Origin of the sequence: Nocardia brasiliensis, assembly GCF_042691675.1 — a bacterium.
Taxonomy (GTDB): Bacteria; Actinomycetota; Actinomycetes; order Mycobacteriales; family Mycobacteriaceae; genus Nocardia; species Nocardia brasiliensis_D.
Map to the genome: position 1 here is coordinate 947,315 of NZ_CP170507.1, position 24,336 is coordinate 971,650.

Consider the following 24,336-nt stretch of genomic DNA (forward strand, 5'->3'; position numbering starts at 1 on the left):
GTCGGACCAGCCCGGTTCGTGCGGGTCGGCAGCTGTGCCCTCGGCCACGAGCGGCCGCGCGGGCCGGCGTCGCCGATTCGATCATGGTCCGGTCGGGTTGCGGTGGTATTGCTGTGTCCTCGACCACACGCCAGCTACCCTTTGCGCCCATGAACATGGCGTCGGCTAATTCGGGGTGGCGATTGCTCGGTCGGCGACCACGGACCTTCGGGTTGCGGATCACCGCGATGTCCGATGCGGCGCGCCGAGAGTTGCTGCTGCGCGGAACTCTTGGGTCGGCGACGGTCCTCGGGGTGCGGCCGAGTTCGAAGGCGACGGAGCCGGACGCGGACGGTGTGGCGGCGGGGCACGTGTTCTGGGTGCGGGTCCAGGTCGAGGGAATGCCGCCCTACGAGGCCCGGGTGCGGCAGCGGGTATCCGAGGCGAACCTGGAGTGGATGCAGCCCGGCGATGTGGTGTGCTGCCGGATCGATCCGGGTGACCGGGATCGGTTGGTGCTGTACGTGCCCGATTTCGCGGAGACCGGCCGGGCCAGCATCTCGAAGATCCTGTCCGACGGCCGCCGGGCCGACGCCACGGTGCTCGCCGCGACCCCGGTCGCGGCGGACTACTCCGGCCACGACGACCCGGTGCTGCGCCTCGACCTGGAATTGCGCGCCTGGGACGAGCCGGCCCCGTGGCACGTCCGCCTCGTCCAACCGGTACCACTGGCCGCGATCGGCCTGGTCGACCTCGGCCAGCACCTCGAGGTCGCCTTCTTCACCGTCGACCACGGCGAATCGGTGGCCGTCGACTGGCCCGCCTCGCTCGGCGAGGACTGAGCGCGTTCGCCTCCCGCGGTGCCGACGTGCGCCGCGGTTCAGAGGTGGACGAAGGTGAAGCCCATGGCGCGGAGGGTGGGCAGAACGGCGATCATGCCCGCGCCGGTACCCGCTTGCGGGCGGTGCAGGTGGGCGAGCGAGATGGCCCCCGGTGCGGCGGCGTTCATCGCGGAGCGCACCTTGGCGGCGCTGGCGGTCGCGCCGTAATCGGCATTGATGCTGAAACCGACCGGAATTTCCCCCAACTCGTGCACGATGGCGACCGCGACATCGTCGTAGTGCGCCGTGCCCGCCCGGAAGAAGCGGGGCGGCCTGCCGAGCAGTTCGGTCAGCCGCTCGTGGTTGGCCCAGACCTCGTCCGCCGCTTCCTGCGCCGAACCGGTCCCCGCGATGCCGTAGGCGGCGCGCCCGGTCACCGACAGCGGCTTGTGCGCCACACCGTGATTGGCCAGCTCGAACAGCGGATTCGCGCCTAGCTGGGCGGCCCGTGCCGGGTTGGCGTCGATCCAGCGTTTGTTCAGGAACAAGGTGGCCGGAATCTGCTGGGTGATCAGGAAATGCACCAGCGACTCGTCGATGTCGTTGTTGCCCGGCCCGCCGCACGCGTCGAAGGTCAGCGCCAGCTGCTTGCCGGTGGCCGCGAAAGTGCTGGTGATGCCGGGCATTTCCGGGCCCCACCGCTGCGGTTGTGCGGCCGCGTGCCTGGCGACCACCGCGGCGGGGGAGTTGTCCGGCGGGGGTGGCGGCGGTGGCGGCGCGGGCTGGGAAACCATGACTGGATCGCCGGTGGTCGAGGCCGCGGCGGTCGTCGAACTCGGCTGGTCGGTCGCGACAGTGCTCTCCGGGGTGCCGCATCCGGTGGGGGCGAACCCGGCGGCCAGCGCGGCGCCGATGCCGAACACCTGCCGCCGCGACACTCGTTTTTCCAGCATCCGTTAGCTACCCTTCCGACGTCGTCCGGACGCGGCGCGAGCCGAATGCCCCAGTGGTGCGGGACATCCGGCTCGCGGTACAGCTACTTTTCGACGGAATTACGCGTGGGCGACGCTGGCCCAGCCCGCGACTTCCTCCGGTCGGCGCGGCGCCGGTCCGGTGTAGATGGCGGCCGGGCGAACCAGCTTGCCGAGTTGCTTCTGCTCGAGGATGTGCGCACACCAACCGGCGGTGCGGCCACAGGTGAACATGGCGGGCATCATGTGCGCGGGCACCTCGGCGAAGTCGAGAATCACCGCGGCCCAGAACTCGACATTGGTCTCGATCGCCCGGTCCGGACGACGCTCGCGCAACTCGGCGAGCGCGGCCTGCTCCAGCGCGGCGGCCACCTCGTAGCGCGGCGCGGCGAGCCGCTGGGCGGTGGCGCGCAACACGCGGGCGCGCGGGTCCTCGGCCCGGTACACCCGGTGCCCGAAGCCCATCAGCTTTTCCTTGCGGTCCAGGATGCCCTTGACCAAAGCCCGCGCGTCGCCGGTCTTTTCCACCTCTTCGATCATCGGCAGCACCCGGGCGGGCGCACCACCGTGCAGCGGACCGGACATCGCGCCGATCGCGCCGGACAGCGAGGCGGCGACGTCGGCGCCGGTGGAGGCGATCACCCGCGCGGTGAAGGTGGAGGCGTTCATGCCGTGCTCGGCGGCCGACACCCAGTAGGCGTCGATGGCCTCGGTGTGCTTCGGGTCCGGGTCGCCCTTCCAGCGGGTCATGAACCGCTCGGTGACCGTGGCGCACTCGTCGATCTTCTTCTGCGGGACCGCGGGCTGGTAGATGCCGCGCGCGGACTGCGCGACATAGGACAGCGCCATCACCGAGGCGCGCGCCAGGTTGTCCCGCGCGGTCTCGTCGTCGATGTCGAGCAGCGGCTGGTAACCCCAGATCGGGGCGAGCATGGCCAGCCCCGCCTGCACGTCGACGCGCACGTCACCGGTGTGCACGGGCAGCGGGAAGGGCTCGGCGGGCGGCAGCCCGCGACCGAACTCGCCGTCCACCAGCAGCGCCCACACATCGCCGAAGGTCACCTGGCCCTCGACCAGGTGCTCGATATCGACGCCGCGGTAGCGCAGCGCGCCACCATCCTTGTCGGGTTCGGCGATATCGGTGGTGAAAGCCACCACGCCCTCCAGGCCGCTGACGAAATCGCTGGGTACGGCGGTCTGCCCAGTGGGCGCCGCGGGGCTGGTAGTCATGTTGTGACTTCTCCTTGCACTTCGCCGAGCACATGCCGATCACCAAAACCTTAGCTCCTTGCTACCCCGGAGTAACGTCTGGCCCATGCGTGACCTGGACAATTCACCCGGCGGCCAGGAAACGGCCGAATCCCTGCCGCTCACCGACCTCGCGGGCATGCGCGCCGAGTACGGCGGTGCCCCGTTCGGTAGCGGCGAAGACGTCGATCTGGACGAAACCTGGCTGGCCGGCGGCTGGGAGCCGTTGCTGCGCCACTGGATCGAGCAAGCGACCGCGGTCGGTGTCGCCGAGCCGAACGCGATGGTGCTGGCCACCGTGTCACTCGCCGACGGGCATCCGCGACCGGTCGCCAGGACCGTCCTCTGTAAAGGTCTTTCCCCCGAGGGTGTGACTTTTTACACGAACTACGACTCGGCCAAGGGCCGCCAGCTCGCGTCGGTCCCGTTCGCCGCCGCCACCTTCGTCTGGCCCGCGCTCGGCAGGCAGGTGCACGTGCGCGGCGCGATCGAGCGGGTCCCCGCCGAGACGACCGCGGTCTACTGGCGCTCCCGCCCGCGTGACTCGCAACTCGGCGCCTGGGCTTCGCGGCAGTCCGCGCCGATCGGGTCGCGCGCCGAGCTGGACCGCACGATGGCCGAGACGATCGCGCGCTTCGACGATGTCGACGAGATTCCGGTGCCGCCGCACTGGGGTGGCTTCCTGCTGCGCCCCGACGAGGTGGAGTTCTGGCAGGGCCGCCGCGGCCGACTGCACAACCGGATTCAGGTACTCATCGCCGACGGTGCGATGAAGGTGCAGCGACTACAGCCCTGAGATATTCCCGACCGGCGGGTGATGAATATCCGGTCGAGCCGAACGGCTGCTACTGGCTACGCTCCCGCCGGTGAGAGTGCTCGCCGACACCGCACCACTGCGACATCGCGACTTCCGCCGTCTGTGGACCTCGGGCATCGTCACCATGATCGGTGCGCAGCTGTCCATCGTCGCGGTGCCGCAGCAGATCTTCCAGATCACCGGCAGCTCCGGATACGTCGGCCTGGCAGGTCTTTTCGGCCTGGTGCCGCTGATCGTGTTCGGGCTCTGGGGCGGCGCGCTCGCGGATGTGATGGACCGGCGCAAGCTGATGCTCATCACCAATGCGGGCACCGGTCTCACCGCGGTGGCGTTCTGGGCGCAGGCCGCCGCGGGCCTGGACAACGTGTGGGTGGTGCTCGGTCTGTTCGCGGTGCAGCAGGCGTTTTTCGCGGTGAACCAGCCGACGCGCAGCGCGACGATTCCGCGCCTGCTGCCGGAAGACCAACTCGCCGCGGCCAATTCGCTCAGCATGACGGTGATGCAGTTCGGCGCCATCGCCGGACCGGTGCTGGCCGGCGCGCTGATCCCGGTGGTCGGGCTGGCCACCCTCTATCTGATCGACTCCATCGCACTGCTCGCCACCGTGTGGGCGGTGTGGCGGCTGCCCGCGCTGCCGCCGACCGGGTCCGCGCGCAAGGCCGGATTCCGCACCGTGCTCGACGGTTTCGGCTATCTGGCGACGCAGCGGGTGCTGCTCGCCTCGTTCGCGGTGGACGTGATCGCGATGGTGTTCGGCATGCCGCGCGCGCTGTTCCCGCAGATCGCGCACGAGACCTTCGGCGACCCGGCCACCGGCGGTGTCGCGCTCGGTCTGCTGTTCGCTTCCATGTCGGCGGGCGCGGTGCTCGGCGGGGTGTTCTCCGGCTGGATCCCGCGGATCCGGCGCCAAGGCCTGGCCGTGCTCGTCTGCATCGTGCTGTGGGGTCTGGCGATGGTCGGCTTCGGCGTGGCCGTCGGATTCACCGGGCACGGCCTCGGCCTCGGCGTGGGGCTGTGGCTCGCGCTGCTCTGCTCGGCCTTCGGCGGCGCGGTGGACATGATCTCGGCCGCGTTGCGGGTGACCATGCTGCAGCAGGTCGCCACCGACGAGATGCGCGGCCGATTGCAGGGCGTGTTCATCGTGGTTGTCGCAGGTGGGCCGCGAATCGGTGATGTTGCCCACGGTTTCGCGGCGGCCGGTCTGGGTACCGCTGTCGCTGCGGCCGGGGGCGGTGGGCTGGTGGTGATCGGTGTGGTGATCGCCGCCGTGGCATTCCCGGCATTCGTGCGATACCGGGTAGGCCGCGCACATGCGGAAATAGTGGCACGATGAGGCCTGCGAATATCCGGCAACTGCTGTTCGGCGAGCCGTTCCGACCTCACTTGGCCACGAGGTGTTTGTGAGGCCGCGCAGGACTACCCTCCGTGGTTGTCCGCGTCGGTGAACGTCTAGCGTTGAGACAAGTGCATCGTGCGCCGACCGCGACGGTGCCTACGGTTCTAGCCTGAGAGGGATCCTTCCGTGCCCGCTGAGAACATCATCAACGTCGACGAAGACGCCAAGCCGGTCCTTTCCTATCCCGGCGGGGAATTCCCGATGACGGTCACCAAAGCCGCCGAGGGCAACGACGGAATCGAGCTGGGAAAGCTGCTGGCCAGCACCGGGTACGTCACCTACGACCCGGGCTTCATGAACACCGCCCCGACCAAGTCGGCGATCACCTACATCGACGGTGAAGCGGGCATCCTGCGCTACCGCGGCTACCCGATCGACCAGCTGGCCGAGTCCTCGACCTTCATCGAGGTCAGCTACCTGCTGATCTACGGCGAGCTGCCCTCGCAAACCCAGCTGGAAGACTTCACCGACCGGATCCGCAGGCACACCCTGCTGCACGAGGACCTGAAGCGCTTCTTCGACGGCTTCCCGCGCAACGCGCACCCGATGCCGGTGCTCTCCTCCGCGGTGAACGCGCTGTCGGCCTACTACCAGGACTCGCTGGACCCGCGCGACCCCGAACAGGTCGAGCTGTCCACCATCCGACTACTGGCCAAGCTGCCCACCATCGCGGCCTACTCGTACAAGAAGTCGGTCGGCCAGCCGTTCCTCTACCCGGACAACTCGCTGAGCCTGGTGGAGAACTTCCTGCGGATGACCTTCGGGTTCCCGGCCGAGCCGTACGAGGTCGACCCCGACGTGGCCGCCGCGCTGGACATGCTGCTGATCCTGCACGCCGACCACGAGCAGAACTGCTCCACCTCGACGGTCCGGCTGGTCGGCTCCTCCGACGCCAACCTGTTCACCTCGGTATCCGGCGGCATCAACGCCCTCTGGGGCCCGCTGCACGGCGGCGCGAACCAGGCCGTGCTGGAAATGCTCGACGACATCAAGGCCAACGGCGGCGACGTCAAGGAATTCATCCGCAAGGTCAAGAACAAGGAAGACGGCGTGAAGCTCATGGGCTTCGGGCACCGCGTCTACCGCAACTACGACCCGCGCGCCTCGATCGCCAAGAAGCACGCCGACGCCATCCTCAGCAAGCTCGGCGGCGACGACCAGCTGTTCGATATCGCCAAGGCGCTCGAAGAGGCCGCACTCACCGACGACTACTTCATCGAGCGCCGCCTCTACCCGAACGTCGACTTCTACACCGGCGTCATCTACCGGGCCATGGGCTTCCCCACCCGCATGTTCACCGTGCTGTTCGCCATGGGCCGACTGCCGGGCTGGATCGCGCACTGGCGCGAAATGCACAGCGAGCCACTGAAGATCGGCCGACCGCGGCAGATCTACACCGGCTACGGCGCCCGCGACTACCGCGAGATCACCAACCGTTAGTTTCACCATTACTCACCATCACCTATCGAAGGGGATAGCCGAATGACCAAGCCGGAGATCGAGTTCCAGGGCGGGCCCGCGCCCGCCGAGCTGGTGATCAAGGACATCATCAAAGGCGAAGGCAAGGAAGCCGTGCCCGGCGGCAACGTCGAGGTGCACTACGTCGGCGTGGAGTTCGAAACCGGTGAAGAATTCGACTCCTCGTGGAACCGCGGCGAAGCCCTCACCTTCCCGCTGCGCGGCCTGATCCAGGGCTGGCAAGACGGCATCCCCGGCATGAAGGTCGGCGGCCGTCGGCAGCTCACCATCCCGCCGGAGCTGGCCTATGGTCCGGCCGGTGCGGGGCATGCACTCGCGGGCAAGACGCTGGTCTTCGTGATCGACCTACTGGACGCCAGCTAGATTTTTGGCCGCGTGGCCGCGGCGGGTTCGCGGCCCCGGGAAGTCTCGCTTCCGAGCGGCCGAGACTCGCGCCTGCGGCGCATGCGCTTCGGCCACTCGGAAGCGAGACGGGCCGCGAACGGCGCTCGTAAGACTCGCGCTGTGGTGGTTGGATTGGTGGATCGTGTTCCGTACCGACGGGATACGGGCCACTGTCGGGCTACTGGCGGACTATTTCTACTGGGTCGGTGAGTGCTAGGGCGAGGGCGGACTGCTGGGCTGAGCTGCGTTGGGGGAGGGCTGCGACGGCCTTGTCGGTCTGTGTGCTCAGGTTGTTGACGATGGTTTGTAGTTGGGTTACGCCGCCGGTGAGTTGGGTGATGGCGCTGACCAATTGGGCGCCGCCCTCATCGGCTAGCTTCGGCAGGCCCTCGGCTAGCTTCGCGCCCTCGTTCAATTGCGCACTGGCGCTGGTCAATCGGTTGACTACGGTGCGGAGTAGGGTGCCGAGGTCGGTGTTCGGGTCGACTGCGCCGCCGACGAGGGAGCCGAGGCCGGTGAGCTGGGATCCCGCTTGGCCGGAAATGCCTTGCAGTGCTTCGAGTTTCTTGATGATGTCGGCCAGTGCTGGATCGTTGGCGAAGGGTAGTGCCCGCAGCAACGGCAGGACTTGATCCAGGCCGGAGCTGACCGTGTTCGCTGTCTGCTCCACCTGCGCGATTGTTATGCCGGTCGAATCCAGGGCGGCGGCAAGCTGATTCGCCTGCTCGGCGGCACCATCGACGGTCGAGTTGAGCAGCGTGATGGCCGAAGTCAGTTGTGCGGAACCCTCTTTGGCGAAGTTCAGGAAACCGAGCAGCTGATCGGCACCCGAGCTGAACTGTTCGGTGCCCGCGGCGGCCGTGTTCACCCCGGCCTTCAGCAACTGTGCGGTGAACTGCACCTGCGACATCTGGCTACGCGCCTGACCGACCGCGGCCAGCGCCGCGTCGACACCCGACGCACCGACCCGGTGCGTCACCTCGGATACCGCGCCGTTCACCAACTCGGCGTCGGCATCCTTGTTCGCCGCCACGGTGACCTTCGCCCGGCGCGGCTGCGGACCGGCCAGGGTGCCCATGGATTCGGTGAGATCGGCAGGCAGGGTGATCACCGCCGCATAGTCATCGGTACTGGCCTCGTCCGCTTTGACAGCGGCCCACTCGTACCCGCCCGCTTCTTTCAGCGCCTGCACCACCCGCGCCCCCGTAGGCCCCGCATCGGCATTGACCAGCGCAATACCTGTCGGCCCGCCATCCGAGCGACCGCATGCGGTAATCCCGGCGCCGAGCGCGCCCGCGGCAACAAGACCAACGGCAAGAAGTGCCCACCGGGCGCGTTTCCCAATCACCAGCCAAACCCTAGGACCCCACTCCAACCCCGCCCCTGGCGTTTCTATGAGAGTTCGCTAAGGACCCGGTGGTCAGGCGGTGCGGTCGGGGAGGTCGAGGACGAGGCGGATGCCGCCCAGCGTGCCGTCGTCGAAATAGGCTCGGCCGCCATGTAGTTGGGCCTGCTGGGCGACCAGGGCGAGGCCGAGGCCGGAGCCGCCCTTGCTGGCCTGGCTGCCGCGGAAGAACCGGTCGAACACGGCTTGGCGCTCGTGTGGGGGGATGCCGCGGCCGTTGTCATCGATGGTGATCACGATGTGGCCGTTCGGCGCTCGGTGCGCGGAGACGAGGGCCTGGGTGGCGCGGCCGTGCTTGACCGAATTGGCCAGCGCGTTGTCCACCGCGAGACGCAGCCCGGCGGGCAGCCCGCGGGTGACGAGTTCGGCGTCGCTGTCGATGCGGACGACCAGGCCGGGGAAGTGGCGCATGGCGTCGTGCGCGGCCTGATCGCACAGGTCGCCGACGTCGGTCGCGACATGGTCGCGTTCGTTGGTCAGATCGCCGGTGGCGAGCCGCTCCAGTGCCGCGAGGGTGGTCTCGACCCGGCCTTGGCTGCGTTGCAGGTCGCCGAGGATCTCCGCGCGCTGTGCCTCGTCCAGGTCGAGGGTGCGCAGTACCTCCAGATCGGTGCGCATGGCGGTGAGCGGAGTGCGCAGTTCGTGCGCGGAGACGGCGGCGAAATCGCGCGCGGTCTCCAGTGCCGCCGCGGTCGCCGACTGCGCCTGGTCCACCCGTTGCAGCATCGTATTCACCGCGTCTGCCAGCTTTTCCGCCTCCCGCACGCCCGAGCCGTCCACCGGCGTCGGCGGATTCTGCGGGTCCGGCAAGCCGCTGCGCGCGCCCACCTGCCGGGTGAGCCGCACGATCGGGCGCACCGCACGTCCGGCCAGCAGCCACCCCAGAGCCGCCGCCGCGGCGATGGCCAGCAGCGCGCCGCCGAGCACCCAGCGCTGCTGCTCGGCGGTCGCCTCGGCGGCCGAGGCGGCGGGGATGCCGATCGAAACCACCCGGCCCGCAGGCTGATTCTCGGTTGTGGAAAGAATGCGATAGGGCGTGCCGCCGACCGGGACGGTCCGCGAACCCGGTGCCAGCTCGGGCAATTGGGTCGGGGTGCTCGCCGTGACATTGCCGTTGTCCCGGACGGTGACGGCCATGTCGTTGTTGAGTCCCGTCAGGCTGACGAACCGCACGGCGATGACCGGTTCGATCAACACGATGCGCGCGGCGATCGCGAGCTGCTGATCGGATTGCTGCACATTGTTGCGTTCGATCGCGCGAATACTGATCACGCTGATCACCGAGACAATCACGATCGCGCCCGCCGCCGCCGCGCCCGCGACCCGGGTGCGCAGCGAAAACGCCCGGCGCCGCCGGGTTTTCGGTGCGGCCTGGGTCATTTGGGCGCCCGCAGCACGAACCCGACCCCGCGGATCGTGTGCAGCAGCCGGGGCGCGCCGTCCACCTCCAGTTTGCGCCGCAGATAGCCGACGAAGACGTCCACCACATTGGTGTCGGCGGCGAAGTCGTAGCCCCACACCAGTTCCAGCAGGCGCTCCCGGCTCAGCACCACGCCGACATTGCGCGCCAGCGTGGACAGCAGCTCGAATTCCCGCTTGGTGAGCTCGATTTCGCGTCCGTTGAGCAAGGCTCGATATCCGGCGACGTCCACCTCGAGCGGACCGACCGTGATCGCGCCCGGCGTAGCGGGCGACTGGGTATCGGTCCGCCTGCGCAGCAGCGCCCGGATCCGCGCGACGAGTTCGGCCAGCACGAACGGCTTCACCAGATAGTCGTCCGCGCCGGACTCCAGCCCGGAGATCCGATCGTCCACCGAGGCCCGCGCGCTGAGCACACAGATCGGCACCTCATTGCCCATCGCGCGCAAGGCGGTCACCACCCCCGCGCCATCGAGCACCGGCATGTTCATATCGAGCACGATGGCATCCGGCGCATGCTCGTTGACGCTGCGCAGTGCCTGCGCCCCATCCCGTGCGACCAGCACATGGAACCCGGACAGTCGCAGCCCACGCTCGACCGAAGCGAGCACGTCCTCGTCGTCATCGACGACGAGGACGGTCGGGATCGAATTAGGCGCCACATCGTTCATTGTGCTCCCCCGCCTCTCCGCGACTTCGAGCCAGACTCGTGTGTCGCGACCGTGGCGTTGGCGCCCGGCGGTGAGGTAACAGGCAGGTCAGCCGGTACCCGGCGAGTTACCCAGGTGCTCACGAGATCAGCCGGTCTGAACGACTGCCGCGATGTCAGGCCACTCAGTAGTTCTGGCAGCTGTCGGCGACGATCTGGATGGTGTCGCGCAGTTGCGCGTAGCGCGGGTCGTTCTGGGCCTGCTGGACGGCGTCCGGGTTCTCATCGATGGCCTGCTGTAGTTGCGCGCGGCGCTGCTCGACCGGCTGATCGAACCTGCGCTGCAGTTCGGCCTTCTGCGTCGGGTTGGCGTCGAGCACGGCGGCCAGCTGCGGTGCCTTGTCGTGCAGCGCGGCGTCGACCTGAGCAAACGAACAGTCGGAGTTCAGCAACGGCTCGGCGAGTCGCATCGGGTCGGCGGCGGCCAGCGCCGGGCTGAGGAAGACGGCCACGGTGGCCAGTCCGCCCGCGGCGAGTGCGGCGACGGCAGGACGGGCTACGGAACGCTTCATGGTGTGCCTCCAGATTGTCGAGCGATTGTGGACTCGACGCTAGGCTGCCCCACTGGCACCCGTTTGAACGTTCCCTAAGGAATCTCTGAGCAGTCGTCCCCGATGCGGCGAGGCACAGCGGAAATATCCAGTAGGACAACCGATCTCGTGAGCACATGGGCAACTCACCGGTACGGGCTGACCTGCCCATATCGTGCCGCCGGGAGCCGACGCCTAACTACGTGGCGAGGCGGGACTGGCGTCCACGTCCTGCGCGACCACCTGGTCCGGGTTCTCCGCAACCGGTTCTTCGCGCGGCGGCCTAGCTGCCCGAATCTGCGATTCCAACGCCTCCAGCACGGCGGGGTCCTCGATGGTGGACGGCACCTCGTACTGATCGCCGGAGGTGATCTGCCGGATCGTCTTGCGCAGGATCTTGCCGGACCTGGTCTTCGGCAGCGCGGACACGATGACCGCATCGTGCAGCGTGGCGATCGCGCCGATCTGCGCACGCACCCGCTCGATCAGCTCATCGCGCAACTGCCCGGGGTCCACCTCCACCCCCGACTTGAGCACCACATACGCCAGCGGCCGGTGCCCCTTCAGTTCATCGGGCAGGCCGATCACCGCGCACTCGGCGACCGCGGGATGCCCCGCGATGGCCGCCTCGATGCTGCCCGCGGACAACCGGTGCCCGGCCATATTGATCACATCGTCGCTGCGGCCGAGCACGTAGAGGTAGCCGTCTTCGTCGAAGTACCCGGAGTCGCCGGTGAGGTAGTGGCCGGGGTAGGCGGACAGGTATGAGCGCTTGTAGCGCTCGTCGTCATTCCACAGCCCGGTGAGCGTGCCGGGCGGCAGCGGTAGCCCGATCACGATGTTGCCCTCGGTATTCGGCGCCACCGCGTTGCCCTCGGAGTCGAGCACGCGCAGCCGGTAACCGGGTACCGGCACCGATGCGGAACCCGCCTTGACCGGAAGTTGTTGCAGGCCAAGCGGATTCGCGCAGATCGGCCAGCCGGTCTCGGTCTGCCACCAGTGGTCGACCACGGGGCAGTCCGATCGCTCGGCGAGCAGGACTTCGTCGGCCCAGGCGTAGGTGGCCGGGTCTAGTCGTTCACCCGCGCAGAACAGCGCGCGCAGCGACGACAGGTCGTACCCGTGGGCCAGCGCGGCGTCCGGGTCGGCCTTGCGAATGGCGCGCAGCGCGGTCGGCGCGGTGAACAGCACCCGCACCCCGTGTTCGGCGACCACCCGCCAGTAGGCGCCCGCGTCCGGCGTGCCGATCGGTTTGCCTTCGTACAGCAGCGTTGTCGCGCCGACCAGCAATGGCGCGTAGACGATGTAGGAGTGGCCGACAACCCAGCCAACATCGGAGGCGGCCCACATCACCTGGCCCACGCCTACGTCGTAGATGTTGCGCATGGACCAGGCGAGGGCAACCGCGTGTCCGCCGTTGTCCCGGACCACGCCCTTCGGTTTCCCGGTGGTACCCGAGGTGTAAAGGATGTAGAGCGGATCGGTCGCGGCGACCGAGACCGGCTCGGCCTGTGGCGCATCTCGGACGGCGTCGTCCCAATCGAGCCATTGCGCCGCAATCGTCTGCGTGGAACTCGGCAGCGATTCGGTCGCGGCCTGCGGCGCGGGGAAGTGGATCGTCGGGAACTGCGGCCGCTGCTTCACGATCACCGTGCGTGGCGCGGTGGTCTCGGCGAGGTCCAACGCCTGCAACACAATCGGCGGATATTCGAGCTGTTTGCCCGGTTCCAGTCCACCCGATGCTGTGATGATCAACACTGGCTCGGCGTCGTCGATGCGGGCGGCGAGCTCGGGTGCCGCGAAGCCGCCGAACACCACCGAATGCACCGCGCCGATCCGCGCGCAGGCCAGCATGGCGATCACCGCTTCGGGGATCATCGGCAGGTAGATGACCACGCGGTCGCCCGCGGAGACGCCGAGCTCGGCCATCGCGCCGGCGAACCTGGCAACCTTTTCCAGCAGTTCGGCGTAGGTGAAAACGCCTCTGGCGCCGGTCATAGCGGAGTCGTATATTAAGGCGGGCTGATCCGCGAGGCCCCCCTCCGCCGCCGTGCCACCGTGCACATGCCGGTCGAGGGCATTGAAGGAGGTGTTGAGGCGAGCGTCGGTGAACCACCTGGCCACCGGGCGTGCGGCGGGGTCCAGGATCTGGGTTGGCGGGACCGCCCAGTCGATCGCTTCAGCCGCCCCGGCCCAGAACTCGGCGGGGTCGACCAAGCTGGTCTGATAGACCGGTCGGTACTCGTGCCGCACGTTCAAACCCGTGACTCCCTAGCCTCGCCTCGATGCCCGCCTCGATAGATCTGGTTGATTGTGGCAGACTTCACGCGACGCCCGGGTGGGTGTTGTGACCATTGGTTTTGCCTGGAACGGGCAGGTCAAGGGGCGCATGCTTACTCGGAGTCACCCAAGAAGTTATTGATCCGTTAGAATCTGATGTCACTTATTTGGGCCGTCGTAGACGCAATTTCTCGGCCAGCCGCAGTTCTCGGCCAGCGCTCCGCCTGTCGAGCCAGTATGCGTGTGGAGGTTCGCTGATGGCGCGTGGTTGGGGCCAGTTTGGAAAGTGAGTGGGAGATGCGTGACGCCGCTAGGTCCGGCAGAAGGCGCTGGGCGCTCGGCAACTGGGACCTGCGCTGGAAGGTAACGGCAGTCCTTGCCGTTCCGCTGGCAGTCGCGGTAGGGCTCGGCGTGTCCAGGATTTCATCGGAGTTCGCCGACTCGAGTCGGCTTGCCGGAGTCGCGGAGAACGTCGGGGCCATCCCTGCCGTCACCGCACTGAGTGCGCAGACGGCGACGACCGTCGGTTCACAGATGATCGAAGTCGCCAAGGACGTGTCCGTGGTGACCGATCAAAACCTTGCCGATCTCGACAAGGCGATCGCCAACGCGAAGAAGTCGGCCGACCGACTCAATGGTGTGTCCGGTGCCCGCGCGGCGTTGGACAGCATGCTCACCCAGGCGGAAGCCGTTCGTGCGCAGGGCAAGGGCGTAAGAAAGGGCCCGACCTCCGACGCCATCGGCCTGATCGACCGGGTCCGCAACGACAGTGTGCGGATCGTCGAGACGACGGTCGGCCAGGTGAGCGACACCGCGGTCGACACCGCCAAGTTGCGCCTCGTCGACTCGCTCAACACCCGTGCCACGCTGGTCGGTGAGGTTGCCGCCTTCCCCGAGGTGTTGCGCAATCCGAGCACCGGCGTGCAGGGCTTCCTCACCGCGGCCAACACCGAACGCTCACTGCTCGGCGTGCTGTCGCACCGGTTCTCCGACGGCGACACCTCGATCGCCGACCTGCGCGCGGGCATCGACACCCGGGTGGCGCTGCTGAGCAGCGCGCAGTCGCAGGCCGGTCAGATTCCGGTCGGCGAGCTGAAGAAGTCGCTGACCGACAGCCTCGCGGTCTACGAGCTCGTGGTGAGCAGGGCGACCAAGGACATCGACAGCGCGATGAACTCGCTGGTGTCCACCGCCCAACGGGACGCGTGGACCTACACCGCGGTCGTCGTCGCCACCATCCTGGCCGCGCTGTTGCTCGCCGTGTTCGTCGCGCGCTCGATGATCGTGCCGCTGCACCGGCTGCGCCTCGCCGCGCTGCGGGTCGCCGAAAGCGACCTGCCGCACGAGGTGTCCCAGCTCCGCAACGGCGCCTCGCCGGAAGAGGTTCCGCTCGAGCCGATGCCGGTGCGCAGCACCGAGGAGATCGGTCAGCTGGCCCGCGCCGTCGATGACATCCACGGCCAGGCACTGCGTCTCGCGAGCGACCAGGCGCAGATGCGTTCGCAGGTCAACGACATGTTCGAGACGTTGGCCCGGCGGTCCAAGTCGCTGGTCGACCATCAGCTCAGCCTGATCGAGGCGATGGAATACGACGAGAAGGATCCGCGCCTGCTGGAAAACCTGTTCCGGCTGGACCATCTCGCCGCCCGCATGCGCCGAAACGGCGACAACCTGCTCATCCTCGCCGGTACCAGGCAGCGCCGCGCCAAGTCCGCGCCGGTCGAGATCGCCGACGTGCTGCGCGCTGCGATCTCCGAGGTCGAGGACTACGAGCGGGTGAAACTGGGTGCCACGCCGCGCGGTTCGCTGGTCGAGCCGGCCGCCTCGGATATGGCGCACCTGTTCGCCGAGCTGCTGGACAACGCACTGCGCGCCTCCCCGCCGGAGACCGACGTGAAGTTCACCTTCGCGCAGGCGCACGACCAGGGCATGCTCATCGAGGTGGCCGACCGAGGCATCGGTATGCCGCCCGCCGAGATGGCCGAGATCAACCGTCGGCTGGAACAGACCGCCGAGCCGGGCCCGGATACCGCACGGCACATGGGTCTTTTCGTGGTCGGTCGACTGGCCGAGCGGCACGGACTCACCGTGCGGCTGCGCCCCACCTTCGACACCGCGCGGGACCCGGGCGTCACGGTGACCGTGCACGTCCCGGTCGGCCTGATCGTGGCGGGCAAGCCGATCACGGCGCAGCCCGTCACCCCGAACCCGCAGGCGGTCGAGCGGCCGCGTCCGTCCGCGCCGTCGTCCATGCAGATGCGGGCGATCACCCGGACACCGGGCGGCAATGTGATGGTCACCGTCGATCCGGGTGTGAGCGGGCCGATTCCGGTCAGCAACCCCAATCCCGCACCCAGCGGGCCGACTCCGGCGGGCGGTGGGCTGCCGCAGCGGCAGCCCGGCACGAACATGGCGTCCGGCATGCAACCGAACGCGCAGTCCGGTCCGACGCTGCGTCCCGCACCGGGCCAGCAGTCCGGCGGACCGCAGCGCGGCAAGCTCGCCGCGGCCAATCTGCCCAAGCGCAATCTCGGCCCCGGCGGTCCGCCGCGGCAACCGGGCGCCCCGGCCGAGCCGACCGTGACCGGCCTGCCGCCGCGGGACGCGAATTCGGGCGACCTGCCGAAGCGGCAGCCGGGCAGCAACGGCGTCCCGCAGCCGAGCATCAGCGGGCTCGCACAGCCACCCAGTGGCCTGCCGCAGCGTCAGCGTGGCGAGAACGGTCTGCCGCAACGGGATTCCGCGTCCGGTGGGCTACCGCAACGCGAGCCCGGCGCGGGCGGTCTGCCGCAACGCGACAGCGCCTCGGGTGGTCTGCCGCCACGGCAGACCGGGCCGAATGGTTTGCCGCAGCGTGAGGGGTTGCCCCAGCGTGACCCGAATGCCGGTGGCTTGCCGCAGCGTGATCCGAGCGCGGGTGGCCTGCCGCAACGGGAACCGAACGCGAGTGGCCTGCCGCAGCGTCAGCGTGGCGAGAACGGTCTGCCGCAGCGGGATTCCGCGTCCGGTGGCCTGCCGCAGCGTGAGTCGAGTGCGAGTGGCCTGCCGCAGCGTGATCCGGCGTCCGGTGGTCTACCCCAACGTGAGTCGAGCGCGAGTGGGCTGCCGCAGCGGGATTCCGCCGCGTCCGGTGGCCTACCGCAGCGCGATCCGAGTTCGGGTGGCCTGCCACAGCGTGACTCGAGTTCCAGTGGCCTGCCGCAGCGGGATTCGAGTCTGCCGCAGCGTGACCCGGGCTCCGGTGGCCTGCCGCAACGGCACGCCGCGGCGAGCCTGCCGCAACGGGAGGCGACGCCGACCGGTCTGCCGCAGCGTCAGCCGGGTTCGCAGGTGCCGCCGAACCTGCCGCAGCGCGGGTCGGGCGACGGTCTGCCGCAACGGGAGTCCTCCCCGGGAATCGGTCTGTCGCAACGCGGACGCGGCTCCGAGGAGCAGTCGCAGGACGCGGAGGCGGGGCGCGATCCGGGGCGGCACAGCTACCGGTCCAACCCGACCAAGACGGCGTCGTTCTTCCAGACCCGACTGCAGCCCGCGGTCGAATCCGGTGATTCCGTCATGGGCGGGACACCAATTTTCGCGGAAATGATGTCCGCGTGGCTGTCAGACCCGAATATGGACAGGTCCCAAGTGGCCGCGTCCTTCGAGTCACCGGGTGATGAAGGTTGGCAGGCGGCTCGCCGAGCCAGCGAGGCGCAATCCGAGACGAAGACGGCGGCCGGGTTGCCGCAACGCAATCCGGGCGGAAGGCTGGTCCCGGGCGCCGTCAACGGTGCGGTGGAACGGGCACCGCGCCGCGATCCAGAAACGATCAGGTCCAGCTTGAGTCGTCACCAGCAGGGCGTCCGGGATGGCCGCGCAATGAGAGCAATGAACCTAACCGGAGATAAAGGAGACCGATGAACCCCGATCTAGGTGGTACGAATCGTCAGCTGGATTGGCTGGTTTCGAACTTCGCCAACGAGGTTCCTGGCGTAGCCCATGCCGTCCTGGTCTCGGCTGACGGCCTACTCATGGCCGCGAGCGCGCAGCTGCCCGTCGACCGTGCCGAGCAGCTCTCGGCCGTCACCGCCGGACTGGCCAGCCTCTCGGTCGGTGTCTCGAACCTGTTCGAGGGCGGCACCGTGCTGCAGTCCGTCGTGGAGATGGAGCACGGTTATCTGCTACTCATGGCAGTCGGTGACGGCTCGTACCTTGCCGTGCTGACCAATACGTCATGCGATATCGGGCAGGTCGGATACGAGATGGCGTTGTTGGTCGAGCGTGTGGGCCAGACGGTTCAGGCCACGCCACGCGTCACGATGGGTTCCTGATGGTGGGATGGACATAGAAGATCACCGCGTGGGGAGCGCCGAGCCGAGCCTCGTTCGCCCATACTCGTTGACCGCAGGCCGGACGAGGCCCGCGGTCGAGTTGGCGTTGGAGGCCCTCGTCGCATCGCATCCGGTCGCCCTGGAGCGGCAGTTCGAACTGACCAACATCGAGACGTCAATCGTGGAGTTGTGCAGAGAATCGCCGTCCGTTGCCGAGGTAGCAGCCCGACTGGGTATCCCCATCGGGGTGGCGCGCGTGCTGGTTGCCGACCTGATCGAGGCCGGGCATGTACGCGTTTCGGCGACTTTGAAAGACGATTCCAGCGACGATGAACGTCGCGAGCTGATCGAAAGGGTTCTCAGTGGACTCCGGCGTATTTGATTCGACGGCGCAGGTCGACACCCGCACCAGCAAGCCCACGTCGGCGAAGATCGTTGTCGCCGGTGGCTTCGGTGTGGGTAAGACCACGATGGTCGGTGCTGTCTCGGAGATCGTTCCGCTGCGCACCGAGGCATTGGTTACCAATGCCAGTACCGGAATCGACAACTTGACCGGCATTCCGATGAAGTCGACCACCACGGTGGCGATGGACTTCGGCCGGATCAGCCTCGCCGACGATCTGGTGCTGTACCTCTTCGGTACGCCGGGCCAGTACCGATTCTGGTTCATGTGGGACGACCTGATCCGCGGTGCCATCGGCGCCGTGGTGCTGGTCGACACCCGCAGACTCGAGGACAGCTTCGCGGCCGTCGACTACTTCGAAGCGCGCGGCCTACCTTTCCTGGTGGCGCTCAACGAATTCGACGACGCACCGCGGTATCCGATCGAGGACATCCGCCAGGCCCTCGCGGTGCCTGCGGACGTGCCGATCCTGTCCATCGATGCCCGGCGTCGCGAGCCGGCCAAGCAGGCCTTGGTCGCGCTCACCGAGTACGCCCTGCGCAAGGTGATGCAGGGCTACTGAGTGCTCGCGCGGCGTCGCTTCCGTCCCCGGAAGAGTGCATAACATCACTCCGATGAGGATCTCGGCGCGCGAGCTACTCGGGCAACTGCTCGACACCGACTCGTTTATCAGCTGGGACCGGCCACCGATCACGGTGGCCGCGACCACGCGGTACCGCGAGGAACTACGGAAAGCGGCAGTCGCGGCGGGCACCGATGAGTCGGTGCTCACCGGCGAGGGGCTGTTGCGTGGCCGTCGCGTGGCCGTAATCGCTTGTGAGTTCGGCTTTTTGGCGGGTTCGATCGGTGTCGCCGCGGCCGAGCGGATCGTCTCGGCGGTCGAGCGGGCCACCGAACTCGGGCTGCCCCTTGTCGCTTCGCCGACCTCCGGCGGCACCCGCATGCAGGAAGGCACCGTCGCGTTCGTGCAGATGGTGAAGATCGCCGGTGCCGTCGCCGCGCACAAGTCCGCGGGGCATCCCTATCTCGTTTATCTGCGCGACCCCACCATGGGTGGCGTCTTCGCCTCCTGGGGTTCCTTGGGCCACATGACTTTCGCCGAATCGGGCGCGCTCATCGGTTTTCTCGGCCCCCGCGTCTACCAGGCCCTGTATGGCCAGCCCTTCCCCGAAGGCGTGCAGATCGCGGAGAACCTTTACCGCCGCGGCGTCATCGACGGCGCCGTCACGATCCCCATCTTCCGCCGCATCGCCCATCGTGCGCTCAGTGTGTTCAGCGGCATCCCGGTGCCGTATTCGACTGTGCCCGAACCCGATCGGGTCGATGACCGGGCGCAGGCGGCCGATGCCGTCTCGGCGTGGGAATCGGTGCTGATCTCGCGGCGGCCCGACCGGCCGGGCATTCGTGATCTGCTACGTCATGTGACGCAACGGGTTCCGCTCAGTGGCACCGGGCAGGGCGAGTCCGATCGGACCGTGGTGCACGCGCTGGCGCGGTTGCGCGGCCAGCCGTGCGTGGTGTTCGGGCACGACCGGTTCGGGCAGCAGGGCGAGTACTCCATGGGCCCCGCCGCCCTGCGCGAAGCCCGGCGCAGCATGGCGCTTGCCGAGGAGTTGCGCCTGCCGCTCGTCCTGGTCATCGATACGGTGGGTGCGGCCCTGTCGAAGGAGGCCGAGGAGCGCGGATTGGCCCCCGAAATCGCCCGGTGTATCGCGGATCTGGTGACATTGAACACGCCGACCATCTCGGTGCTGCTCGGTCAGGGCACCGGCGGCGGTGCCTTGGCCCTGCTGCCCGCGGACCGCGTCCTGGCCGCCACCCATGCCTGGTTGGCTCCGCTCCCGCCGGAGGGCGCCAGCGCCATCGTCTATCGCGACACCGACCACGCCCCGGACCTCGCTCGGGCGCAACGCATCCGTGCCGCTGATCTGCTCGCCGACGGTGTCGTCGACCGGATCGTGCCGGAACTTCCCGACGCGGCCGACGAACCGGGGGACTTCGCCCGCCGCATGGTCGCCGCCATCGGCGCGGAACTCGCGCAGCTGCGCGCCAGGCCCGAGGCCGAACTGCGCGCGCTGCGCAAGGCCCGCTACCGCAGACTCGGTCTGCCCGAGTCATCACCGTCACTGTCGGGCGGCGAGAACGTGCAGGTCGAGTGGTAAACCCGGGTCCAACACGCCAGGGGGCAGCGTTGACGGCTCGCCGCCACACTTCTACCGTCGCAATGTGACCTTCAGAAGCGAGACCTCCGCCATTCCCTCGATCATCCTGAACGACGGGAACGTGATCCCGCAGCTCGGCTTCGGTGTCTTCCAGGTGCCGGAAGACGACGTGACCTCGGTCGTCACCAAGGCGCTCGAGGTCGGTTACCGCAGCATCGACACCGCGGCGATCTACGGCAACGAAGAAGGCACCGGTCGCGCGATCCGCGAGTTCGGGCTGCCGCGCGACGAAATCTATGTCACCACCAAGGTGTGGAACTCCGAGCAGGGCTTCGACTCGACGCTGCGCGCGTTCGACGCCAGCATGACCCGGCTCGGCCTGGACTACCTGGACCTGTACCTCATTCACTGGCCGGTACCCAAGGCCGACCGCTACGTGGACACGTTCCGCGCCTTGCAGGCATTGAAGACCCAGGGCCGGGTCAAATCCATCGGCGTATCGAACTTCAACCCCGCCCACCTGGAGCGGATCATCGGCGAGACCGGCGAGATCCCGGCGGTGAACCAGATCGAGCTACATCCGCGGCTGGCCCAGCGGGAACTACGGGAATTCCACGCCGGCCACGCCATCGCCACCGAGGCGTGGAGCCCGCTCGGCCAGGGCACCCTGCTCGACGATCAGACCATCACCTCGGTCGCTGCCGCTGTCGGCCGCACCCCGGCCCAGGTGATCATCCGCTGGCACCTGCAACTCGGCAATATCGTCATTCCCAAGTCGGTCACCCCGTCCCGGATCGAGGAGAACTTCGACGTCTTCGGCTTCGAACTCACCCGGGATCAGATGGACGCGATCAACGCGCTGGACAACGGCACCCGGATCGGCGGCGATCCGGAAACGCTCACCATGGGTCTCGACGACTGACGTCAGACCGAAGCCAAATAGCGGGTGAGCTCTACGGCGGCCGCACGCCCCGCTCGGTTGGCGCCGATGGTGCTCGCGGACGGTCCATAACCGATCAGATGGATGCGCGGGTCCGCCGCCACCTGGGTGGCCAGCCGTCCGGTCATGGTGATGCCGCCGCCGGGTCCGCGTAGTCGCAGCGGCGCCAAATGGTCCAGCGCGCTGCGGAATCCGGTGGCCCAGAGGATCACGTCGGCCTGCTGGAACGAGCCGTCCGCCCAGCGCACCCCGTCCGGTTCGATGTGATCGAACATCGGCAGCCGGTGCAGCACGCCGCGGTCCCTGGCGGCCCGCAGCCGGTCGTCCAGCCGCAGTCCGGTCACCGAGACCACCGATCCGGGCGGCAGCCCGCGCCGTACCCGGTCCTCCACCTTCGCCACCGCCGCGCGGCCGTCCTCGGGACCGAACGACGCGTCGCGGAAGATCGGTTCCGTCCTGGTCACCCAGGTGGTCGAGGTGACCCGGGAGATCTCGTCGAGCAATTGCACGGCCGAGATGCCACCGCCGACCACCACCACGTGCTTGCCCGCGAATTCGGCCGCGGTGCGGTAGTCGTGGGTGTGCAGCTGCCGTCCGGCGAAGGTCTCCGCACCCCGGTAGCGCGGGATGAAGGGGTGTTCCCACGTGCCGGTGCCGTTGATCAGTCCGCGCACCCGGATTGTTCCGGCCGAGTCCGTTTCGGCGTTCAGGACCGGGCCGTGCTCGGCCGGGCTGCCGTCCTCGGTGCGGTCGCACACCACGGTGACCGAAACCTGTCGGCGTACGCGCAGATCGAAGCGTTTTTCGTACAACTCGTAATAGTGCGGCACCGCGGTCGCCGCCGGGGCCGACTCGGACCCTGGCGGCAATGTTTCCGCGAACGACATGCCCGGGAGGTCATGCACCCGATTGACCGTGGTCAGGGTGAGGGATGGCCAGCGGAACTGCCACGCCCCGCCGGGTCCAGGCGCATGGTCCACGATGAGAAAGTCCTGCTCGGGGCGTAGCCCGAGGCGCTGGAGGTGATAACCGGCCGACAGTCCGGCCTGACCAGCGCCGATCACCAGGATCTCGAAGTCTGTCGGCACAGCCGATGATCGTATCGGCTTGACCGATCTGCGCCGCTCGCTGTGGCAAAGTGAATGTAACCAGACGGATCGTTCAGTTGGGGAGGTCGCATGCTCGGAGTTAGCCGAGACGGTGACGTAGTGACCATCGAACTTCAGCGGGAGGAGCGGCGCAACGCGCTCAACCTCGAACTCATCACGCTGCTGCGCGAGGCCGTCCTTGCCGCCGTTGCCGAGGAAGCACGGGTGATCGTGCTGACCGGCCGCGGTCCCATCTTCAGCGCGGGCGCGGATCTGTCCGGCGTCTATTCCGAGGAGTTCCTCGCGGGCCTGATGGAGATGCTGCACACCATCGAGTCCATCCCCGTGCCGGTGATCGCGGCGATCAACGGCGGCGCGCTCGGTGCGGGCGTGCAGCTCGCGCTCGCCTCGGATCTGCGGGTGATCTCGCCGGACGCCTACATCGCGATTCCCGCGGCCAAGCTCGGCATCTCGGTGGACCGCTGGACGATGCGCAGGCTGGTTTCGCTGATCGGCGGCGGTCCGGCCAGGTCCATCCTGCTCGGCGCGGAGTCGATAACCGCGCCGGACGCCTACAACTTCGGCTTCGCCAACCGGCTCGGTTCGCTGGCCGACGCCCAGTCCTGGGCCAAGCAGATCGCCGAGCTCGCGCCACTGTCGTTGCGCCACATGAAGTTGGTGCTCAACGACGACGGCACCCGCGAGCCGGAGACCGCGCAGCAGCGCGCCGCCCTGGAGGCGGCGTGGACCAGCGCCGATGCGCAAGAGGGGCGGCTGGCCAGACAAGAGAAACGTCCCGCGAAATTCCTGGGGCGCTGATGAATATTCGACGTATCGCCGGTACGGCGGCGGGTGCGCTCGGTCTCACCTGGGTGGTCCGCGCGGCCTGGGGTATTCCGTCGGCGATGGGCGCGGGCATGTCCGCCATTCAGCCGTACGCGCGGGGCGCGACCACCTACCGCGACCGGAAGTTCCACAACACCGAGCCGAGCAGTCAGCTCGTCGCGGGAGCCGCGCTGTCCCTGGTGCTTTCGACCCTCACCAAGCGCAACCTCGGCCGCCCGCTCGGCGTGATCCCGCTGCAGACCCCGCAGCTACCACCGGCGGCAGCGGAGCTGGCGGTCACCTGGTACGGGCACGCCACCGCGCTGCTCGAGATCGATGGATATCGGGTGCTGACCGATCCGGTATGGAGCGAACGGGTTTCGCCGTCCGCGCTGGTCGGGCCGACCCGCCTGCACCCGATGCCCGCCCCGCTGACGGACCTGCCCGCGCTGGACGCCGTGGTCATCTCGCACGATCACTACGACCACCTGGACAAGGACACTGTCCGGGAGCTGGTGCTGCGGCAGACCGCGCCGTTCCTGGTGCCGGTCGGGATCGGTGCGCACCTGCGGCACTGGGGTGTGCCGGAGCATCGGATCATCGAATTGGATTGGGGCGGTTCGGTCTCGCTGTCCGCGCTCGGCCGGGCGCACGAGGGCTCCGATCTGGTGCTCACCTGTACCGAGGCGCGGCACTTCTCCGGGCGCGGCCTGGTGCGCAACACCACGCTGTGGGCATCGTGGTCGATCGTCGGGCCGACCAAGCGGGCGTACTTCGGTGGCGACACCGGCTACACCAAGGCCTTCGCGGAAGCCGGTGCCGCACTTGGCCCGTTCGATCTGACGCTGCTGCCGATCGGCGCCTACGACGAGCGGTGGCGCGATGTGCACATGAACCCGGAGGAAGCGGTCCGCGCGCACGCCGACCTGTGCGGCGATCCGGCCAACGGCCTGCTGGTGCCGATTCATTGGGCGACCTTCAATCTGGCCTTCCACGGCTGGTCGGAACCGGTGCGCCGGATGGTGGCGGCGGCCGAGGCGGCGGGCACGGCGATCGCGATTCCGATGCCCGGGCAGCGGGTCGACCCGGTCGGTGCCCCACCACGGGATTCGTGGTGGGAAGATGTGAGTTGAACATCCTGCTAGTGGGCTAGAGGAAGGAACGAACGCT

General features: G+C 68.2%; 21 protein-coding genes. 13 read left to right on the forward strand and 8 right to left on the reverse strand.

Annotated features, from left to right (window positions below; all coding sequences use genetic code 11):
• Nucleotides 1–149: 149 nt before the first annotated feature.
• Entirely contained in the window at nucleotides 150–821 is a 672-nt protein-coding gene (locus ACFK0J_RS04810; RefSeq protein WP_378736929.1) for a hypothetical protein, read from the forward strand.
• A gap of 38 nt (nucleotides 822–859) precedes the next feature.
• Here ACFK0J_RS04810 and ACFK0J_RS04815 read toward each other — a convergent pair whose 3' ends face one another.
• Together ACFK0J_RS04815 and ACFK0J_RS04820 are read right to left on the reverse strand one after the other, a co-directional pair.
• Nucleotides 860–1,753 carry a polysaccharide deacetylase family protein gene (locus ACFK0J_RS04815; RefSeq protein WP_378736931.1) on the reverse strand — a complete coding sequence of 298 codons (894 nt, stop codon included), beginning with the start codon at nucleotides 1,751–1,753 and terminating at the stop codon, nucleotides 860–862.
• A gap of 99 nt (nucleotides 1,754–1,852) precedes the next feature.
• On the reverse strand, nucleotides 1,853–3,001 hold the full coding sequence (locus tag ACFK0J_RS04820; protein WP_378736934.1) for a citrate synthase 2: 1,149 nt from the start codon (nucleotides 2,999–3,001) through the stop codon (nucleotides 1,853–1,855).
• 85 nt (nucleotides 3,002–3,086) lie between these two features.
• Here ACFK0J_RS04820 and pdxH point away from each other — a divergent pair, with 85 nt between their 5' ends.
• The 4 genes from pdxH (at nucleotide 3,087) to ACFK0J_RS04840 (ending at nucleotide 7,074) form a co-directional block, all read left to right on the forward strand.
• A complete protein-coding gene (pdxH, locus tag ACFK0J_RS04825; RefSeq protein WP_378736936.1) occupies nucleotides 3,087–3,815 on the forward strand; it encodes a pyridoxamine 5'-phosphate oxidase in 729 nt (242 codons plus the stop codon).
• 70 nt (nucleotides 3,816–3,885) lie between these two features.
• Entirely contained in the window at nucleotides 3,886–5,169 is a 1,284-nt protein-coding gene (locus ACFK0J_RS04830) for an MFS transporter (protein WP_378736938.1), read from the forward strand.
• Between the two features lie 189 nt (nucleotides 5,170–5,358).
• Nucleotides 5,359–6,672, forward strand: coding sequence for a citrate synthase (locus ACFK0J_RS04835; RefSeq protein WP_378736940.1), 1,314 nt, complete (start codon nucleotides 5,359–5,361; stop codon nucleotides 6,670–6,672).
• 42 nt (nucleotides 6,673–6,714) lie between these two features.
• Nucleotides 6,715–7,074, forward strand: a complete 360-nt coding sequence (locus ACFK0J_RS04840) for an FKBP-type peptidyl-prolyl cis-trans isomerase (RefSeq protein ID WP_378736942.1) — start codon at nucleotides 6,715–6,717, stop codon at nucleotides 7,072–7,074.
• A 199-nt stretch (nucleotides 7,075–7,273) separates the two neighbouring features.
• On the opposite strand, the gene ACFK0J_RS04845 is transcribed toward ACFK0J_RS04840, so the two are convergent.
• From ACFK0J_RS04845 to ACFK0J_RS04865, 5 genes are all read right to left on the reverse strand, one after another.
• Nucleotides 7,274–8,443 (reverse strand): hypothetical protein, encoded by a 1,170-nt coding sequence (locus ACFK0J_RS04845; protein WP_378736944.1) that lies wholly within the window; start codon nucleotides 8,441–8,443, stop codon nucleotides 7,274–7,276.
• A 72-nt stretch (nucleotides 8,444–8,515) separates the two neighbouring features.
• Nucleotides 8,516–9,880, reverse strand: coding sequence for a sensor histidine kinase (locus ACFK0J_RS04850; protein ID WP_378736946.1), 1,365 nt, complete (start codon nucleotides 9,878–9,880; stop codon nucleotides 8,516–8,518).
• Nucleotides 9,877–10,590, reverse strand: a complete 714-nt coding sequence (locus tag ACFK0J_RS04855; protein ID WP_378736948.1) for a response regulator transcription factor — start codon at nucleotides 10,588–10,590, stop codon at nucleotides 9,877–9,879. The genes ACFK0J_RS04850 and ACFK0J_RS04855 overlap by 4 nt, the downstream gene beginning before the upstream one ends.
• A 163-nt stretch (nucleotides 10,591–10,753) precedes the next feature.
• A complete protein-coding gene (locus tag ACFK0J_RS04860) occupies nucleotides 10,754–11,140 on the reverse strand; it encodes a hemophore-related protein (protein ID WP_378736950.1) in 387 nt (128 codons plus the stop codon).
• Between the two features lie 213 nt (nucleotides 11,141–11,353).
• A complete protein-coding gene (locus ACFK0J_RS04865) occupies nucleotides 11,354–13,417 on the reverse strand; it encodes an AMP-binding protein (RefSeq protein ID WP_378736952.1) in 2,064 nt (687 codons plus the stop codon).
• 318 nt (nucleotides 13,418–13,735) lie between these two features.
• On the opposite strand from ACFK0J_RS04865, the gene ACFK0J_RS04870 reads away from it, so the two are divergent.
• From ACFK0J_RS04870 to ACFK0J_RS04895, 6 genes are all read left to right on the forward strand, one after another.
• Complete coding sequence (locus tag ACFK0J_RS04870; protein WP_378736954.1) at nucleotides 13,736–17,338, forward strand: ATP-binding protein; 3,603 nt, start codon at nucleotides 13,736–13,738, stop codon at nucleotides 17,336–17,338.
• Nucleotides 17,335–17,748: a roadblock/LC7 domain-containing protein gene (locus ACFK0J_RS04875; protein WP_011207200.1), complete on the forward strand. Its 414-nt coding sequence runs from the start codon at nucleotides 17,335–17,337 to the stop codon at nucleotides 17,746–17,748. The genes ACFK0J_RS04870 and ACFK0J_RS04875 overlap by 4 nt, the downstream gene beginning before the upstream one ends.
• Nucleotides 17,749–17,755: 7 nt before the next feature.
• Nucleotides 17,756–18,130 carry a DUF742 domain-containing protein gene (locus ACFK0J_RS04880; protein WP_014981573.1) on the forward strand — a complete coding sequence of 125 codons (375 nt, stop codon included), beginning with the start codon at nucleotides 17,756–17,758 and terminating at the stop codon, nucleotides 18,128–18,130.
• Nucleotides 18,111–18,713, forward strand: a complete 603-nt coding sequence (locus tag ACFK0J_RS04885) for an ATP/GTP-binding protein (protein ID WP_014981574.1) — start codon at nucleotides 18,111–18,113, stop codon at nucleotides 18,711–18,713. The genes ACFK0J_RS04880 and ACFK0J_RS04885 overlap by 20 nt, the downstream gene beginning before the upstream one ends.
• A gap of 52 nt (nucleotides 18,714–18,765) precedes the next feature.
• Nucleotides 18,766–20,313 (forward strand): carboxyl transferase domain-containing protein, encoded by a 1,548-nt coding sequence (locus ACFK0J_RS04890; RefSeq protein WP_378736957.1) that lies wholly within the window; start codon nucleotides 18,766–18,768, stop codon nucleotides 20,311–20,313.
• 64 nt (nucleotides 20,314–20,377) lie between these two features.
• Nucleotides 20,378–21,235 carry an aldo/keto reductase gene (locus ACFK0J_RS04895; protein ID WP_378736959.1) on the forward strand — a complete coding sequence of 286 codons (858 nt, stop codon included), beginning with the start codon at nucleotides 20,378–20,380 and terminating at the stop codon, nucleotides 21,233–21,235.
• Nucleotides 21,236–21,237: 2 nt separating this feature from the next.
• Here the strand turns inward: ACFK0J_RS04895 and ACFK0J_RS04900 are convergent, their stop codons facing one another.
• On the reverse strand, nucleotides 21,238–22,341 hold the full coding sequence (locus ACFK0J_RS04900; protein ID WP_378736961.1) for an NAD(P)-binding domain-containing protein: 1,104 nt from the start codon (nucleotides 22,339–22,341) through the stop codon (nucleotides 21,238–21,240).
• A gap of 90 nt (nucleotides 22,342–22,431) precedes the next feature.
• Between ACFK0J_RS04900 and ACFK0J_RS04905 the strand changes: the two genes are divergently transcribed.
• Both ACFK0J_RS04905 and ACFK0J_RS04910 read left to right on the forward strand, forming a co-directional pair.
• Nucleotides 22,432–23,160: an enoyl-CoA hydratase gene (locus tag ACFK0J_RS04905; protein WP_378736963.1), complete on the forward strand. Its 729-nt coding sequence runs from the start codon at nucleotides 22,432–22,434 to the stop codon at nucleotides 23,158–23,160.
• Nucleotides 23,160–24,299: an MBL fold metallo-hydrolase gene (locus ACFK0J_RS04910; protein WP_378736964.1), complete on the forward strand. Its 1,140-nt coding sequence runs from the start codon at nucleotides 23,160–23,162 to the stop codon at nucleotides 24,297–24,299. The genes ACFK0J_RS04905 and ACFK0J_RS04910 overlap by 1 nt, the downstream gene beginning before the upstream one ends.
• The last annotated feature ends 37 nt before the right edge of the window (nucleotides 24,300–24,336 follow it).